Source organism: Brevibacillus brevis NBRC 100599 (assembly GCF_000010165.1).
Lineage (GTDB): Bacteria > Bacillota > Bacilli > Brevibacillales > Brevibacillaceae > Brevibacillus > Brevibacillus brevis_D.
Genome location: NC_012491.1, coordinates 445,075 through 460,944, shown reverse-complemented (window position 1 = coordinate 460,944; position 15,870 = coordinate 445,075). Strand labels below are relative to the sequence as shown.

General features: G+C 50.2%; 16 protein-coding genes and 1 riboswitch. Of the genes, 12 read left to right on the top strand and 4 right to left on the bottom strand.

Translation table 11 applies throughout. The features are described from left to right. Positions 1 to 23 precede the first annotated feature (23 nt). Entirely contained in the window at positions 24 to 362 is a 339-nt protein-coding gene (locus tag BBR47_RS02540; protein WP_012684198.1) for a YqzG/YhdC family protein, read from the top strand. Here BBR47_RS02540 and BBR47_RS02535 read toward each other — a convergent pair. Then, positions 359 to 985, bottom strand: coding sequence for an SCO family protein (locus BBR47_RS02535; RefSeq protein ID WP_231850548.1), 627 nt, complete (start codon positions 983 to 985; stop codon positions 359 to 361). The genes BBR47_RS02540 and BBR47_RS02535 overlap by 4 nt on opposite strands. Positions 986 to 1,065: 80 nt before the next feature. Continuing rightward, a complete protein-coding gene (locus BBR47_RS02530) occupies positions 1,066 to 1,377 on the bottom strand; it encodes a rhodanese-like domain-containing protein (protein ID WP_007721173.1) in 312 nt (103 codons plus the stop codon). 311 nt (positions 1,378 to 1,688) lie between these two features. Continuing rightward, a riboswitch (SAM riboswitch) is annotated at positions 1,689 to 1,795 on the top strand. Between the two features lie 91 nt (positions 1,796 to 1,886). Between BBR47_RS02530 and BBR47_RS02525 the strand changes: the two genes are divergently transcribed. The 11 genes from BBR47_RS02525 to BBR47_RS02475 all read left to right on the top strand — a co-directional run bounded on the left by BBR47_RS02525 (position 1,887) and on the right by BBR47_RS02475 (position 14,137). Then, positions 1,887 to 3,191, top strand: a complete 1,305-nt coding sequence (locus BBR47_RS02525; protein ID WP_012684196.1) for a homocysteine synthase — start codon at positions 1,887 to 1,889, stop codon at positions 3,189 to 3,191. Between the two features lie 154 nt (positions 3,192 to 3,345). After that, positions 3,346 to 4,395, top strand: a complete 1,050-nt coding sequence (locus BBR47_RS02520) for an ArsR/SmtB family transcription factor (RefSeq protein ID WP_012684195.1) — start codon at positions 3,346 to 3,348, stop codon at positions 4,393 to 4,395. Continuing rightward, a complete protein-coding gene (locus BBR47_RS02515; protein WP_012684194.1) occupies positions 4,392 to 5,618 on the top strand; it encodes an MFS transporter in 1,227 nt (408 codons plus the stop codon). The genes BBR47_RS02520 and BBR47_RS02515 overlap by 4 nt, the downstream gene beginning before the upstream one ends. A 48-nt stretch (positions 5,619 to 5,666) precedes the next feature. Next, positions 5,667 to 6,605, top strand: a complete 939-nt coding sequence (locus BBR47_RS02510; protein ID WP_012684193.1) for an AAA family ATPase — start codon at positions 5,667 to 5,669, stop codon at positions 6,603 to 6,605. 4 nt (positions 6,606 to 6,609) lie between these two features. Next, positions 6,610 to 7,800, top strand: a complete 1,191-nt coding sequence (locus tag BBR47_RS02505; protein ID WP_012684192.1) for a DUF58 domain-containing protein — start codon at positions 6,610 to 6,612, stop codon at positions 7,798 to 7,800. After that, entirely contained in the window at positions 7,797 to 9,125 is a 1,329-nt protein-coding gene (locus BBR47_RS02500) for a DUF4129 domain-containing protein (protein WP_012684191.1), read from the top strand. Before BBR47_RS02505 ends, BBR47_RS02500 begins: the two co-directional genes overlap by 4 nt. A gap of 152 nt (positions 9,126 to 9,277) precedes the next feature. After that, positions 9,278 to 10,375 (top strand): ArsR/SmtB family transcription factor, encoded by a 1,098-nt coding sequence (locus BBR47_RS02495; protein WP_012684190.1) that lies wholly within the window; start codon positions 9,278 to 9,280, stop codon positions 10,373 to 10,375. Between the two features lies 1 nt (position 10,376). Further along, positions 10,377 to 11,186, top strand: a complete 810-nt coding sequence (locus BBR47_RS02490) for an ABC transporter permease (RefSeq protein WP_041749214.1) — start codon at positions 10,377 to 10,379, stop codon at positions 11,184 to 11,186. 21 nt (positions 11,187 to 11,207) lie between these two features. Then, on the top strand, positions 11,208 to 12,194 hold the full coding sequence (locus BBR47_RS02485) for an ABC transporter ATP-binding protein (protein ID WP_012684188.1): 987 nt from the start codon (positions 11,208 to 11,210) through the stop codon (positions 12,192 to 12,194). Continuing rightward, entirely contained in the window at positions 12,191 to 13,006 is an 816-nt protein-coding gene (locus tag BBR47_RS02480; RefSeq protein ID WP_012684187.1) for an ABC transporter permease, read from the top strand. Before BBR47_RS02485 ends, BBR47_RS02480 begins: the two co-directional genes overlap by 4 nt. Before the next feature lie 549 nt (positions 13,007 to 13,555). Further along, positions 13,556 to 14,137 carry a hypothetical protein gene (locus BBR47_RS02475; protein WP_012684186.1) on the top strand — a complete coding sequence of 194 codons (582 nt, stop codon included), beginning with the start codon at positions 13,556 to 13,558 and terminating at the stop codon, positions 14,135 to 14,137. A gap of 179 nt (positions 14,138 to 14,316) precedes the next feature. Here the strand turns inward: BBR47_RS02475 and BBR47_RS02470 are convergent, their stop codons facing one another. Further along, on the bottom strand, positions 14,317 to 15,009 hold the full coding sequence (locus tag BBR47_RS02470) for a M24 family metallopeptidase (protein ID WP_012684185.1): 693 nt from the start codon (positions 15,007 to 15,009) through the stop codon (positions 14,317 to 14,319). Positions 15,010 to 15,032: 23 nt separating this feature from the next. Then, positions 15,033 to 15,806 carry an HAD-IIB family hydrolase gene (locus BBR47_RS02465; RefSeq protein ID WP_012684184.1) on the bottom strand — a complete coding sequence of 258 codons (774 nt, stop codon included), beginning with the start codon at positions 15,804 to 15,806 and terminating at the stop codon, positions 15,033 to 15,035. Positions 15,807 to 15,870: the final 64 nt, after the last annotated feature.

The window sequence follows — 15,870 nt, the reverse complement described above, 5'->3', positions numbered from 1 at the left end:
TGGAAAAAGAGAGGGAATAGCAAGTGCAAACAGCTCGTCGCCTATTTCGCTATCGGAACATGATGCCCCTTCTCTCCACCGTCCTTTTCCTGCTCATCTTTCAACCGTTCCCTACCTATGCCGAGCCTCCCTATGCAAAATGGGGCAGGCTCGCGATGCAGGAAACGATGAAACGATATCCAAACGCTCAAATTGTGGACTACCTGCATGTCGGACGAAAACAAAAAACGCCCACCACGTCAGAAGAGACGTTTAAGCTCTTGCTTCAAGAAAGCAATCGCAGGTGGGCGTTACTCGTTCATATTGAATTCGTGAATCAAACAGAAGAGGTCGTAAACATCTCCTATGAGGAGACCCGCTAGTCAGCGAGCTGTACCATTTCTTTCATCATGACTTCCAGTTCCATGTTAGCTGCCATCCCGTACGCGCGACGCATGTTTCCATCTCCATCCACAAGGAACATGCGAGCCGTATGGGCATAAGAACCATCTGGCTGCTTAATGACCATCAGACCAAAATCCTTCGTTACTTTCTCTACCGCCTGTGCGTCCCCACGCAGGAACTTCCAGCCACTCTGATCTGCCTTGAACTTGGCTGCATAGTCCTGCAAGACTTCCGGCGTATCGTTATCAGGATCAAAGGAAATGGAAACAAACTCCACTTTGTCTCCGAACAGTCCCTTTTCCTTCAACTGATCTTGCAGCTTGGCCATGTTGAACGTAGTCGCCGGACAAATATCCGGGCACTTGGTAAACATAAACTCTACCAGTCGTACCTTGCCAGCACTTGAATGAAATGTATAGGTTGTTCCGTCACTGTTGTCTAAGGTGAAGTCTGCAATCGGCTTCAATACCTCGATCTTCTCTTTTGTCATGTAATTATAACCAAATACTCCGACGATAGCTAAAATGATAATACCAGCTAACACAGGAAACCAATGTTTCTTCATTGCAGATTCCTGCTGCAATTGTGCTCCTTCACTCATCGGTTGCTTCCTCCCTGCTTGTCCCATGTGTGATGCCTCCTGATTACACGCGGGAGGCATTCACACTGGTTCTATCTCGTTTATTGTTCCACTTCACCTGGCCATGCGAGCATGCCGCCAACCATATTCGCCACGTCATACCCTTGTGCACTCAAATACTCTGTAGCTGTATTGCTTCTGGCACCACTGCGGCAAACCATCACAATCGGAATGTTCTTATCCAGCTCATCGATACGATGTGGCAAAAAGCCAAGCGGGATCAGCTTTGCCTCTTTAATGTGACCTGCATTCCACTCATCCACTTCACGTACATCAATGACTTGCAGTTCCTCTTTGGCTTCCAGCTTTTCCAACAGCTCTTGTGGTGTCATTTCCTTTACTCCATGGCTCATCGCTATTTATCCTCCTATATGTACGATCAGATCAGTTGTAACCACCTCCATGATATCACACGCTTTTTTACTTTTCTAACGCGAGGAGCACTTGGCTTCACCCTGCATTGATGCTCCCTATTTTCTACCATTATCTCCTATTTCGCTGCGGCAGTAGCCACACGGGATGTGAACAGCTTGAGACAAAACCGTTACAAATTAATGGCATGAGTAAGCCACCTTCATTCATATATACATAAAAACCTCCCTGATAACTGTATATTCCACATTGACAGCACGGACTTATTTTCATACAATTACGACAACAATTATTATCATCAAGAGCGGTGGAGGGACAGGCCCTACGAAGCCCGGCAACCAGCAGACTAGCTGCATGGTGCCAATTCCTGCAGAATCCAGTGATTCTGAGAGATGAACACAAGCCCGTGCATGATCGGAGCCTTCTTCTTCTCAGGAGAATGCTCCGTTTTTTTATTCGCTGATTCCCTATAGTAAAAGGAGAGATGGACATGTCCGATCAACAACAATGGAAGCCAGAAACACTTGCGGTACACGGTGGGCAGGAGGTTGACCCTGTAACAGGCTCACGTGCTGTTCCGATCTATCAGACGACCTCCTATGTTTTCCGCGATACGGAGCATGCAGCCAACCTGTTTGGCCTAAAAGAGTTTGGGAACATCTATACGCGCATCATGAATCCCACACAGGATGTATTTGAGAAGCGTGTTGCCCTGCTCGAAGGTGGTGTTGGTGCACTCGCGACCGCATCCGGGCAGGCTGCCATTACATTTGCCATCTTAAATATTGCACATGCGGGTGACGAGATTGTCGCTTCCAGCAGCCTCTACGGCGGTACCTACAACCTGTTCGCTCACACGCTTCCCCGCCTCGGTATCAAGGTTCATTTTGCAGATCAATCCAATCCGGAAAATTTCCGGGCCTATATCAATGAAAAGACAAAAGCCGTGTTTTGCGAGACAATCGGCAACCCGCGCATTGATGTCGCTGATATCGAGGCGATCGCCCGTATTGCTCACGAGAATGGTGTGCCGTTGATCGTGGACAACACTTTTGCGACTCCGATTTTGTGCCGTCCTTTTGAGCACGGGGCCGATATCGTCGTGCACTCCACCACCAAATTCATCGGCGGCCACGGAACAGCAATTGGCGGTATCATCGTAGACTCAGGAAAATTCGACTGGAACAACGGAAAATTCCCAGGTCTGACTAAACCAGATCCAAGCTACCATGGCGTCGTCTATACAGAAGCAGTCGGTCCGCTTGCCTATATTATCAAGGCACGTGTCCAGCTCCAGCGCGATATCGGAGCAGCAGTCGCTCCGATCAACTCCTTCTTGTTCCTGCAAGGATTAGAAACTCTGCATCTGCGCATCGAGCGGCATAGCCAGAACGCCTTGGCAGTAGCCCAGTTTCTCGCCAATCACTCTGCCGTAGAGTGGGTGAGTTATCCGGGATTGGAGTCAGACTCCCAGCGTGAATTGGCCCAAAAATATTTGCCAAAAGGTGCTGGCGCGATCCTGACCTTTGGCATTCGCGGTGGTGTTGAGGCAGGAAAAACATTGATCGAGTCAGTGAAGCTGTTCTCCCATCTCGCAAATGTAGGAGATTCCAAGTCACTTATCATTCATCCAGCGAGCACAACACATCAGCAGATGACAGAAGAAGAGCAGGCAGCAGCCGGAGTGACCCCGGGGCTTATTCGTCTCTCAGTCGGCACAGAAGCGATCGACGATATCCTCTCTGATCTGGAGCAAGCACTACAGCGTGCGTTGCAATTATCCACGGTCGGTTAACCATACCTTTACAGAAAGAAGAATCACATGATCTCTTTGGATAGAGATTTGTGATTCTTCTTTTCCTTTTCTCATTTCGTTCGAAAAATATTGAATTTTAAATTCGTATTTTATAAAATACATAATTATGTACAAATTTTGGAAGGATGATCACATGAAGATTTTGAACATTGGCAGTGAACGAACGACCTATCGGGTTGAGCTCTCGTATTCTCCTTTATTCGAAGCTGCCTTGGGAATCGCTGCCGCTACCTACGACCAATTGCATCACACGATGGAGCACCCTCCTACCTACTGGCGTCAACTGTTGGACGAGCTATCACCTTCTGTACGACAAGAGGTCAACTATGCGAAGGAGCACAACACGTGGAAGACGCTTTTGCAACTGCTCGATCTTTGCCCTTTCGCTGATCTGGATTCCTTTCTCTCGTATGTCAGAGAGCTCTCAATCGAACAGCTCCGATACGAAGCCCTCCCTTACCTCGGTGAAAATAGGCAGGAAGCACGGCGGAAGGCTGCACAAGGAAGCAAGGATGATTGCGCCGCTTTACAGGAAGCGTGCAGCGCACATCTCTTTTTTGAATCGTATATCGAACATATTACTTCCGTTGATGGAGAAGTGCTGCGGAGTCATATTCTCGGATTGATGGAAGGCTGGTATACCACTCACATCAAGCCACATGAGGAAAAAATCGTTCGCATGCTAGAACGGGATTGGTCGCAAAAACAAAGCAAGCTAGGAAAGCTCAACCCCGAAGCCTTTGTGGAGTATGCGACGGGATCGAGCTACCTCCCAGAGCCTGCCGTGACACGCGTACTGCTGATTCCGCAAGCGATCTACCGCCCGTGGACCGTACAGGCCGATGCTGTCGGTACGAAAATTTTTTATTACCCTGTTGCCGACGAAAATTTGCACGATGCTGTAGATCCTTATCAGCCACCCCCTTCACTGGTGCAAGCCTTAAAAGCACTCGGAGATGAGCACAGGCTGCGCATGGTCAAAATGCTCGCGGAAAAGGACCTGAGCCTGCAAGAGATAACCGATCAACTCTCTATGGCGAAATCGACAGTACACCATCATCTGTCCATGCTGCGGTCTGCCCATCTCGTTGAAATAGCAGGCTCCCGTTACAGACTCCGCCGTCATACGCTGGACAAGCTTCCCCTGTTATGGGATGAATTCCTGGACAGGAGCACCCCATGAGCCAAACCGCTGTACAAGCCTCTGTCTGGCAGCAGCGTTCTTATCGTTGGATTGTTTTCGGTCAGCTCATTTCAGAACTAGGCGCCTCACTCGGTACCCTCGCCAATAGCTGGTTAATCTATCAGGCAACAGGCTCACAAGGTGCGGTCGGACAGATGTGGCTGCTATATTTCGTGCCGTCACTCGCTATTCAGTTGGTAGCCGGACCGTACATCGACCGATTCGATAAGAAGCGTGTCATGCTTTTTTCTCAATGGATGCGAGCTGCTGCCTTTTGTTTGTCCTTTGCGGTCATTACTTCCGGGACAGAATCGCTCTGGCCGCTGTATTTTACAGCCTTAATCAACGGTCTCGTTCAACCGCTGTATGTGCCAGCCAGCCAGTCGCTCCTCCCTGCTCTGGTCAAAAGAGAGCAGCTCCTCCAAGCCAATGCCTATTTGGATAGTGTCCTGCGCATTGCCTTGATTACAGGTCCGCCTTTGGCTGGGATTCTCGTGGCGAGTATCGGCGGTGAGTCCGTACTCGCGTTGGTCGCGATCAGCTATGCGCTCAGCGGTTTCTTTCTGGTTCTTTGTCCACTCGCCCCAGCGGATACCGCCAACAAGAAGCAATCGTGGTACGTCATGTTTAAGGCTGGTCTTGCGGTTTTTTGGGAGAAGCCTCTTTTACTCTGGCTCGGTCTGTACTCGGCTCTCGTCCAATTTGCTGTCGGAGTCACACTCGTACTAAACCTGCCTTTTGTAGCCGGCGAGCTGCAAGGCACCTCGTTTTATGTAGGCTTGTTTTTGGCTGGCTATCCGTTGGGATATTTCTTCGGCTCATTGCTCGTGCCTCGCTTCCGTAGCAGCCTTGGACAGCCCCTGATCATGTTGGGGTCACTGGTACTAGGAGGCTTGAGCTTTGTTGCAATAGGCTTTACCCATGACATCTGGCTTGCAATCACCATCGAACTACTGGCTGGTCTGTTTGCTCCCTTTTTCCAGGTACACAGCACAAGCCTGTATCAGCTTCACGTTCCTTCCGAGCTAATGGGGCGTGTACTGTCTGTCCGCTTGCTCATCGTGCGTGCGACGATGCCCGTCGGTATTTGGCTAGGCGGACAGCTAAGCGATCAGGTAGGGATTCGCCCTCTTTACATCTCTGTAGGGGCCGTCATCGTGCTCGCCGCGCTTACGGGATTATTATTTCGAAAATTTGTAACTAACAGGATATTCCATATATAATAAAAATCGTATGACTCCGCAATTTTGAATGAGAAAAGGAGAATATTCATGATACATCCGACATTGGATAACCTTCAGCATGCTATCAGTAGCGTCATCGTGGGCAAGGAAAGTCAGATCCGTCTATTAGTAACGGCCTTGCTTGCCCGTGGTCACGTATTGCTGGAGGACTTGCCCGGAATGGGAAAAACCGTGCTTGCCAAAACATTGGCGCAAGCGATTGGCGGCTCTTACAACCGCCTACAATTCACCGCGGATCTGCTGCCATCCGATGTCGTCGGTCTTCACGTATTCAATCAACGAACAAGTGAATTCGAACTACGAAAGGGACCTGTTTTTGCGGATGTCTTGCTCGCAGATGAAATAAACCGGGCCACTCCCAGGACTCAATCCGGTTTGCTGGAATGCATGGAGGAACGCCAGGTTACGATTGAAGGCGTCACCCTGCCACTCCCATCGACCATGCTGGTCATTGCTACCCAAAATCCGATTGAATCGGAAGGGACCTATCCGCTGCCGGAAGCACAGTTGGACCGCTTCCTTTTCAAGCTGTCTCTTGGCTACGGTACACGAGAGGATGCCAAAGAAATTTTGCGGAGGTTCCGCAGCGGCTCCCCATTAGAGGCGGTCGAGCCGGTCATCACTGTCGACCAAATTGCGGCTCTGCAACGCGAGGTAACGACTGTTCACCTCAGCCAACCGGTGGAAGACTATATCATCGACCTGACGGAAGCTACTCGCCAGCATCGCTCGGTTGAGGTGGGCATCAGTCCACGCGCCATGCTCGCCCTGCTGCGATCCGCCCAAGCTTACGCGTTCGTTTCTGGTCGTACTTATGTCTTGCCGGATGATGTAAAAGTGGTGTTCCCAAGTCTGACAGCTCACCGCATCCGCCTCTCCATGGAAGCAGAGCTGCACGTGACGGAGCAGGAAGTCGTGGAGCAAATCTTGACCAGCGTCCCCGCTCCCGTCGAAGAAAGCGTGTAGTGCGATGATCACCAAGCAAACCTTTCACGTAATCGGTTTTGTCTTACTGCTCTTCGCCGTTTTTTCCGGGCATTGGTTTTTCTTTCTGTTTGGGGGCTTTTTCTTTTTTCTCCCTGCTGCACAAGACTGGTGGGCCAAGTCGATGTCCAAATGGGTGTCGCTCGAATGGTCCAGTGATCAAACGCGCGTCCTGTCAGGGACACCTGTGCACATTACAGTTCGCCTGCACAATCGTTCGTGGCTGCCTTTGCCTGCTACCTGGCTTCGCTTCACACTGCCGGAGCATGTCTCAGTGGAAGGTGCAGACGAGGTGCGAATCCTCAATCATCGGACGAGCGTTCGCCTTCGATTTGATCTGCCGATGCGACAAAGTGCCACACGCACCTTGACTCTCATCCCAAACAAACGAGGCACAGTCTGGCTGACGGATGTGCAATCCGAGACATTGCCATTATTGGGCGAGGAGCCTACCGCCATGACACTGTCGGTTTCCTTTTCCTTGCTGGTCTATCCGCTGCCTCTTGCGCTTTCTCCCGTCGTACTTGCTGAATCGGAGCCGGACGGGAATCGGCTTTCTCGTCAGCGCCAACAGGATGATGTCACTTTTCAGCGTGGTATTCGGTCGTACATGCCAGGCGACCGTTTCAAGCACATCCATTGGAAGGCAACCGCCAAAACAGGCTCGCTCGAGACGCGTCTTTTCGAGTTTACAGCCCATCCAAACTGGCGAATCGTCGGGCATATCCTGCCCTCCTATGAACCCATGATGCAGAAGTATAACGATATCACCAATGAACGGACGATCTCCTGTCTTGCGGCTTTGGCTGGCCTGTGCAGGAGAAAATCAGTCGGATACGAGCTGTACCTCACCGTGAAGCAACGAGGACGTGAGCATTTTCATTTGCCCGCGGGAAGTGGCAAGACACACCACTTGCACGTCATGACCCAGCTGGCGCAAATCCACCATTTTGTGACAACGCCACTGGCGCCTGTTCTTCGCCGATTAGAGGGAGCGCATGGGAAGGAAGCCATTCTCATTGTGACACCACGAATGGATCCATCCGTACAAGCCTCTGCGGAGCGCCTTATTCAATGCGGTCATCAGGTTGCGGTACTGGACGTTTCTTCTGACCCTGTCATCATCCAGCGCTTCCAGCATGCTCGCCTGAAAAAAAGGAGCGTGATGATGGGATGACACTCTCGTTGATAGGCCGCTGGACGCTCGCGTTTTGGCTGGAGGCCATGCTGACGGGCGTTTTCCTGGTATTGTTTGGGTATATGACAGCAGGCTTTGGTCAACTGCTCACGTTTTGCCTAGTCGCAGCGACCCTCCTCATGGCGGGGGGCTGGTTGTACTATGGTGGTGGCGGTCGATTTATGCTCCATCTGTTGCTGTATCCCCTTGTGTTTTTCATCGGAATGGGCAGCTTCTATCTCTACGATTCTTGGTTCATCGCGCTTGTACTGGCTGCTGTTTATTTTTGGAGAGTACAAAGCGCTGCATCAAAAGGGTATCGACATGACAGTCTGCAACGCAGATTTGTTCTGGCACTGATGGCGGGCCTCATGCAGCTCGTGATAGCAGTACTCTACACCTCCATCGCTGACCCAGGTTCCTATACACTCGCAGCCTCTTTTTCCATGCTTGTCTTCATCACTCTCAGCTATATGTTGGTGGCGATTGTGGCGTTCGTGCTGCGGGAAGGATCACTCCCTACGAGGCTACCTGCTCGCATCAGCTTGCTACTAGGCAGTCAAGTGCTCGGCACACGTTTTCTTTTAATCGCAGGCTATTTGGCTGTCAGCTCTATCATACTTGGTCTCATCTATTGGATCTGGAGTTGGATAAAAGGGCCTGTCAGCGATGGGCTGTATACGCTCTTTGAGCCAGTGCTTATTTTCATTGTGGAATTGTTTGAGCAATTGTACGAGAAGGCGAACCAAAAACAGGCAGGCATGAAGGTACTCATGGAAAGTACCGGGCAAAAAGCAGATCATCCTGTGGTACAGATACAGCTCGGAGAATCACTCTTTTCTATTCTGCAGCCGTACTTAATCATTGCCTTCATCCTCGTCTGTGTGATCCTGCTCGGCCGATACATATGGAAAAGGCGCTTCAAGGGGACGATTACGCTGGAAAAAGAAGTGGCGGCTGCACAAAACACCATATTGACCACTGTCCCGCCCTCCTCCCGTGAAGAAAGCGCAGAAAATGGCTCTGCCAAATGGTTCAAACAGCCAGTCGGCCCAGAGGATGATCCCACCCGATACGCCTACTATCAATTCCTTGTCCTCATGGAGAAGCAAGGAGTGCCAATCGAGTTGCATGAGACACCCCAAGAGTTTTTCAATCGCCTGCGCGAACATCCCTTGCTAGATGCAGGTCAGCTGGATGCAGTCGCTCGCATCACCCGTTACTATCAGCAATATCGCTATCAGGAAAAGGCGCTTCCCGAAGCGGATTTGACAGCGATGCAGCAAGCCGTGCAGACGCTCGGCGCTCGTTTCTCTGAGACATAATACCTCTCCACAACCACGTGCTATGCGTTAGCCGTGGTTGTTTTCTTTTTCTCTTGACATCGAGAAGTCCCTCCGGCATAATTTTTTCAATTTTGCCCGCTCCCAAAATGAATTCACCAGATGGTTAATTGAACGAGAAAGGAGGATGCTCCGTGCAAGATTTGCCTGACTGGCTGCGTAAGCATCTTCATGTCGCATACATACCCGGCTATGAGTTTTTCTTAAGTCTCCACGTGCTTGCAAAGCCAGAGCATCACACCTCCCGCTTGCATTGGGCGGAGGAGTTGCTCACTGCTTTACCTGCCCCGCTCTTGAAAAAGCTTCACTATTTTAGCTCCATGTCCAATCAGTTTCTCGATGCCATGGACTTCTTAGCGCCTTGGGAGGAGTGCTTTGAGCATTCTGTTGAGGCCGCGTTGGAGCGTGTACAGGCGATGGATGCTGGCGAGTTTGCCCAACTCATGATTGGTCCCGTCTATCATCCCAGACAACTTCACACTTGGATGCAAGGACGTACAGACGAGATTTTTGAAGAGCTGAAACCAGAGCATCGGGAGTTTTTGCGCCATCCGCTCTCGACCAAGCGAAGCTTTCTGGAGTTTTGCTACGACTATCTGCCTTTTTTCCAGAAAGAAGAACGGCGGATTGAACCGTGGCTCGTCCGCGCCGTACATGAGGCACAAGAGCAGATCAAGCTGGATCCGATTCCGTTTTTGTCGCAGGTTCACCCGCGCTTGAAGGTGCACGAGAACTTCTTGCAATTTCATAAGGCAAAAACGTACACATTTGGCTATTCGGAGCTGGCCCGTGTCCATTTACGTGTCTCTACTTTTGTCGCGCCGCATTTGTTGCTCGGCATTTACGACGACCATATCTCTGTGTGCTTATCCGTAGACGTTCCCGGCACCAGAGCCACCTCGGTGATTCCCGCTGACTTCATCAGCAAAATGAAGGTGTTCAGCGACCCGACACGGACTGCGATTCTCAAATCATTGTTGGCTCATCCTTACTGCACGCAGCAGTTGGCTGACCTGCACAACATCAGTGAGCCTGCCGTCAACAAACACTTGAATCTGTTGGTAGACACAGGTTTTATCTGGAGTGAACGGCGGGGACGGTATGTGTTTTACCGCGCGATTGCATCACGGCTGGAACAACTCGCCGTCGATCTGCATGAGTTCATCGATATGCCTGTTCCCGGACTTGTCTCTCCACCTGCTTCATCACATCCCCCAGAACGGAGGAAATAACGTGTTTCATGTCGCCAAAGCTACCTTTATCCGCAACACCCGCGTAATGATTCGTGCCTATCCGTGGTCGTTTGTCATCGGCCACATTTTTTCCGGGGTGTATACGGTGCTGTTTGCCTTCTTCGCCTATCACTATGTGTTTGCCGGGCAGTTGGACGAAAATTTCGCACATCTCGCCGGCTCTTCCGATTACTTGTCGTACGCCATCCTCGGCGGAGCTTTTTATGCGTTTGCCGTCTCTACCTTGATGAATGTCAGCCGCTCACTCATTACGGAGCTTCGGGAAGGGACCCTGGAGGCCGTTTTGCTCACCCCTTCCTTGCGCAGGGGGTACTTTTTGGGGAATGTCGCCCAACAGCTCATGCGTACTTTGTTTGAATTTTCGGTGATTGTACTGGTAGGGGCGTTGTTTGGGCTCACCCTCTCTCAAACAAATGTATGGAGCGCCGTCCTAGTCTGGATATTGTCTACAGGAGCTTTCTTTTGCCAGGCACTCGTTTTGGGCAGTCTCATGCTGTGGTTCCGCGATACGTACATCACACAAAACACGCTGTTTGCTGTGATGGCCTTTGTCAGTGGGGTGACGTTTCCGATTCCGTATTTGCCTGAATGGGTGCAACCACTCGGTCTCATCATGCCGCTCGCGCCTGCACTGGATGCTTTTCGGCAATGCGTGATTCAAGGAGCGCCGCTGCATGCTGTTTCCCCACAGCTGTTTCATATGACAGCCTTGTCTCTCGTCTATCTCGTCATGGGGGTGTGGGGCATACGTCGGATGGAAAAACGCGTTATGGAATCGATTTTCGGATAACGAACGAGGAGGTCAATAATCATGCTGATCGCAGAGAATTTACGGAAGGTATACCGGGTGAAGGAGAAAAAAGGCTGGTTTCGCCAGCAATGGACAGAGGTCGAGGCAGTTGCTGATCTCTCTTTTCGAATGGTACCCGGCAAAATTATTGGATTGTTAGGCATTAATGGTGCAGGAAAAACAACAACGATCAAGATGTGCTCCACACTGCTCACCCCAACCAGTGGCACGATCACGGTAGACGGATATGACGCGGTAAAAGACGATCGGTTCGTCAAAGCCAAGGTCAATATGATCGCAGGGGGAGAACGCATGCTGTACTGGCGGCTGACAGGGCGGGAAAACCTGCAATATTTCGGAAGTCTATACGGTTTGCAAGGGCATGAACTGCGTAATCGGATCGATTCATTGCTCTTGCAGGTTGGCCTGTATGAGGCTGCCAACACCCCTGTCGAGCGCTATTCCAAAGGTATGAAGCAACGACTGCAAATTGCCCGCGGCCTGATCAATGATCCGCGTTACCTGTTCCTGGACGAACCGACTCTCGGCTTGGACGCCCCCATCGCCCGGCAGCTTCGCAAGCATGTAAGTGAGCTCGCTTCTCAGCATGGAAAAGCCATTCTGCTGACCAGCCACTACATTCATGAGGTAGAAGAGCTTTGCGACGAGGTATACATCATCGATAAAGGAAGACTCGTGGCGCATGATACACCGGAGCACCTGATCAAATCGCTCCACCTGGATACAGCCTTACAGGTAGTGATCCCCTCTCTCTCCGACTCGCTCGATTACGATCTGCGCCAGCTGGCTCAAGATTACGACGGCTCGCGTGAAATCGCAGAAACAGACGAGCAGACCTGGGAAGTGACATTACGGGGAAAAACGGATATGACAACTCCGCTGCTTTCCCTCTTGGCTGCTCACCAATCCCCCGTCTTGCATCTCTCCACCCAACAGCCATCATTGGAGGACGTTATCCTGCACATGGCAGATCGGAGGGGGGCATGAAACAGCTGGGTAGCCTGCTTTTGGCAGAAATCATCAAGGAGCATCGCCATTCGTTTCACAGCAAAATGATCTACTTCTCGCTCTTGGTCTGGCCTGTCATTAATTTCGTGACCGCGTATTATTCATTTGCCCCGTTCCAGATGGGAGCGGATTCCCCTCTAGCCCGGTTCATCAGCTACGAGCAGTTGCCGTTGTTCCTGTTGACTGGCTATCTAGGCTACATTTTTTATTGGTGCCTGGTGCAGTCGTCCTGGCAAATGAGCTTTGAACGGCAAGCGGGAACCATGGAAATGATCTTCATCAGTCCGGTCAACCGGCTCGCTTTTCTGTATGGGCGTTCGCTTTCCTCGCTGATCGAGGGAGTCTGGCTGTTCTTTTGTTTTGTCCTGTTAGCCTTGTTTTTTGTCGATGGCATTCAATTGAGTGGCTGGTGGGCACCTCCACTCGCCTTCCTCATTTTGCTGGTATCGGCCATCGTCTGGGGCGGCTTTCTCTGTGTGCTCTTTCTGTTTTCACGCGACGCGAGCTTTCTGTACACCGTCCTGGATGAGCCGATGCTAATCTTTTCTGGTGTCCGTCTGCCCCCGATGGCCTTTCCGGTTTGGGCCAAGGTCATTTCCTTTTGCTTTCCCCTGACCTACGCGCTTCAGTTGATTCGCGAGCTGCTGATGGAGGGAGCAACATTACAAGCAATGCTGCCGAGTATGGGACTTCTCGCCGCTGTCTTGCTGGTGCTGGTGACGGCGACTGTCGTGTTGTTGAAGCTGGCGGAGAAGCATATGAAAAAGACGGGGAACATGGTGATGTATTAAGTACGGTGGAAAACGATAAAATCGGCGAAACATTCGACAAAGTCAGGGGCAGCCAGAGCCTGTGCTTACCCGGCAGGATTGACGAGGTAGCCTTGTGGAGCCAGTTCTTTTGCCTTGGTTCCTCTGGCTCCCAGCCCCATTCATTGGCGACCCAATGTGATTTCATAAAACCAACGTCCAGTGACATATATGCCATGCGTACCCACGTCATTTCGGCCATCGTATGAGAAAAAATCGTTGTACTCATCGCCTTCCCTCTTTTCTTATTCATCCTAGGAAGCACATTATATTGGGTTTGAAGCGCAAAGAGCAGGCTGTCATTTTTCACCTATTATCGGTATAAAAAAGGGAATCAAGCGACGAAATCCAAAAGCGCCCTTTCCTGATTGGAAAAGGCGTTTTCTCATACTTTTCGCGTAAGGAGTTGATCCCTATGACATCCAAGCGAAACCTTTTTCCATACATTCCCGTCTCATAAGTAAAATGATATATCGAATCGGTACGGGAATTTTAAATCCCCACTATCATATTGTTCAGTTGGAGGTCTTCATGAAACGACTATTTTTTAGTGTTGTTTGTATTGGACTATTATCCGGATGCGGATTTGCCACTCAAGGTCAAGAAATACACCAGCAAAACACCCCGATTGTTGATTCCGAGGCTCCAAAAAAACATCCAGAAGTAAGCAAAATTATCATCCAGAGAGGAAAGGAAATATTTGTCTCGGGCGTTTCCCCTATTTGCGATGGGCTTCTCGAAAACTCGATGGATTTGTACACCGTTGCTTATCGGAGGGATGGCAAGCTGATAGGCACAAAAGATGAGAAGGAGCTACCTTTTTTACAAGAGAGCCAACCTTATCTCCAAGGAAGTCTAGATGAGGGAGAAAGCACGCAAGACCATACGTATATTCGATTGGTCAGAGAGCCCTTTATTCCAGAAGTGGGAGTCAACGAATTCCCTAGAAAGGACATCGTGCTTTTCTTGGAACCTACCACTCCTAATGCTGCCTTTGTTGGCGTTCAAAACCCACAGAAACTAAAAGAATGGAAAATTTATCGAGTGGAGGATTATGGGGTATGGTTAAAAAAGCAAATTGATTTAGAACTCAATTTAAGTAAAGGCCTTTGAACGCTCCCACCACTTAGGTTAGCACCTAGCACCTTATAAATGAAAACAGCCATGCTGGAGGTCAATCCGTCATGGCAAGATGCAAGCATGATATCAACAGAACTTTTGAATGTCTGAGTTGCCGTGATTTCTGACGAACCAACGGCTAGCTTATCGACTCAACGCTATGAGCGCTTTCCTTACTCCACCGTCAACAGCTTCTCCACAAATCCCCCGATTTCCCGTTCCCGATCAACAAAATGAACCTCCAAAATCCAATCGCGCGGGTGCCCGTTATGGTCCGGCTCTCTCATCGGCTTGTGATTGTCTGGGTGAATATAGTTGACGATATCATCCCCTTGAATTTTTTCATGCGGGAATTCGCCGATGAGATGACCTGCGTGTGGGCCGCCGTACTCCCAACCGTATGCTTTGGCGAGCTCGCACATGTAGGCAAACAGCTCGCTGCTCGTAATATCCGGCTTGGACAAAAAGTAAGCCTTGCCCTCGTCCCACGCTTTTTCAATATCGTCGCGCAGCTTTTGTTTTACCGGATCATTTCCAAGCACATACGTCCGACCAAGATCAGCTTCCCAGTCCTCAAAAATGGGCCCGAAATCGAGAAAGACAATATCTTCGGGAGCGACAGTCAAATTCGGTGGGCTTTCTCTGTAGGGATACAGCGTGTTTTTGCCCGCTCGCACAATCCGCTTATGCCAATATTTTTTGATCCCGAACAATTGAAAGGCCAGCTCGTAAATCTCCTTGTTGATCTCTTTTTCCGTCACACCGCTACGAATAATGCCCTTTTCTTCGATGGTTGTAAATAAAAACTCAGCTTTGGTCTCTGCTTCGCGCAGTGCCTGATGTCTCTTCTCCAATAAGGGATTCATCGTTTAATAGCCTCCTTTTCCGTTTACGGAAGAGCTAACTCATACCTCTCGCCCAACTCTCGCAATTTTGCAATAATGGATTGCTCTACATAATCATCCATGGCGATTTTTTCCTTCGCTAATGCAAGCAGCGGTTCATACTCGCCAACCAATACGGAATGATGCGCTTTTTCAAACAGCGGTAAATCATTCATGTCATTGCCAAAGCAAATGAACGGCTCCCCTGCCACATCGAACCGATTCAGGGCAGCCCATTTATTCACTCCCCGATAAGTAAGGTCGAGAATGCCTTCTGCGGAATGGTAATGCAGCGTAACGTCGAGTTCCCTGATTCTCGCCACCAATTCTTCATAGCGGTCACACGATAAAATCAGGATTTTCAGCACGGCATTCAGTTGATCCACGTCCACACGGCTGGCTGTCCGATTGGGATCGATATAGCTCAAAAAAGGATGTGCCGACACACAATTATGTGCGTAATTCCACGAGTCATCGATGAAATACTGCGCGCGATAATCATCGAGAATGCTGATGATTTCATGTGCCAAACGATCCGGGATTGGCATGCTGCCCTGCAAGCTCCCTCGGTGATGTGTCATCGCTCCATTCGCGCCAATGAGGAGATGGTTGGCAAACCGCTCATCGAGGACAGGCAACATGTCACGGCACGGTCTTGCGGAGGCGAAACCTACAGTATGTCCCGCCTGTTCGAGTGCAAGCAGGCTATCCAAAATGTTCGTTGAGATCGGCTGACCCTTGAAGCAGATCGTCCCGTCCAGATCAAAAATAAATTTCATTTTTCCCACCCTTTCTAATTGCTGTCCTGTCCATCGTAATGGATAGCCATTCGTGGCCAAAGGG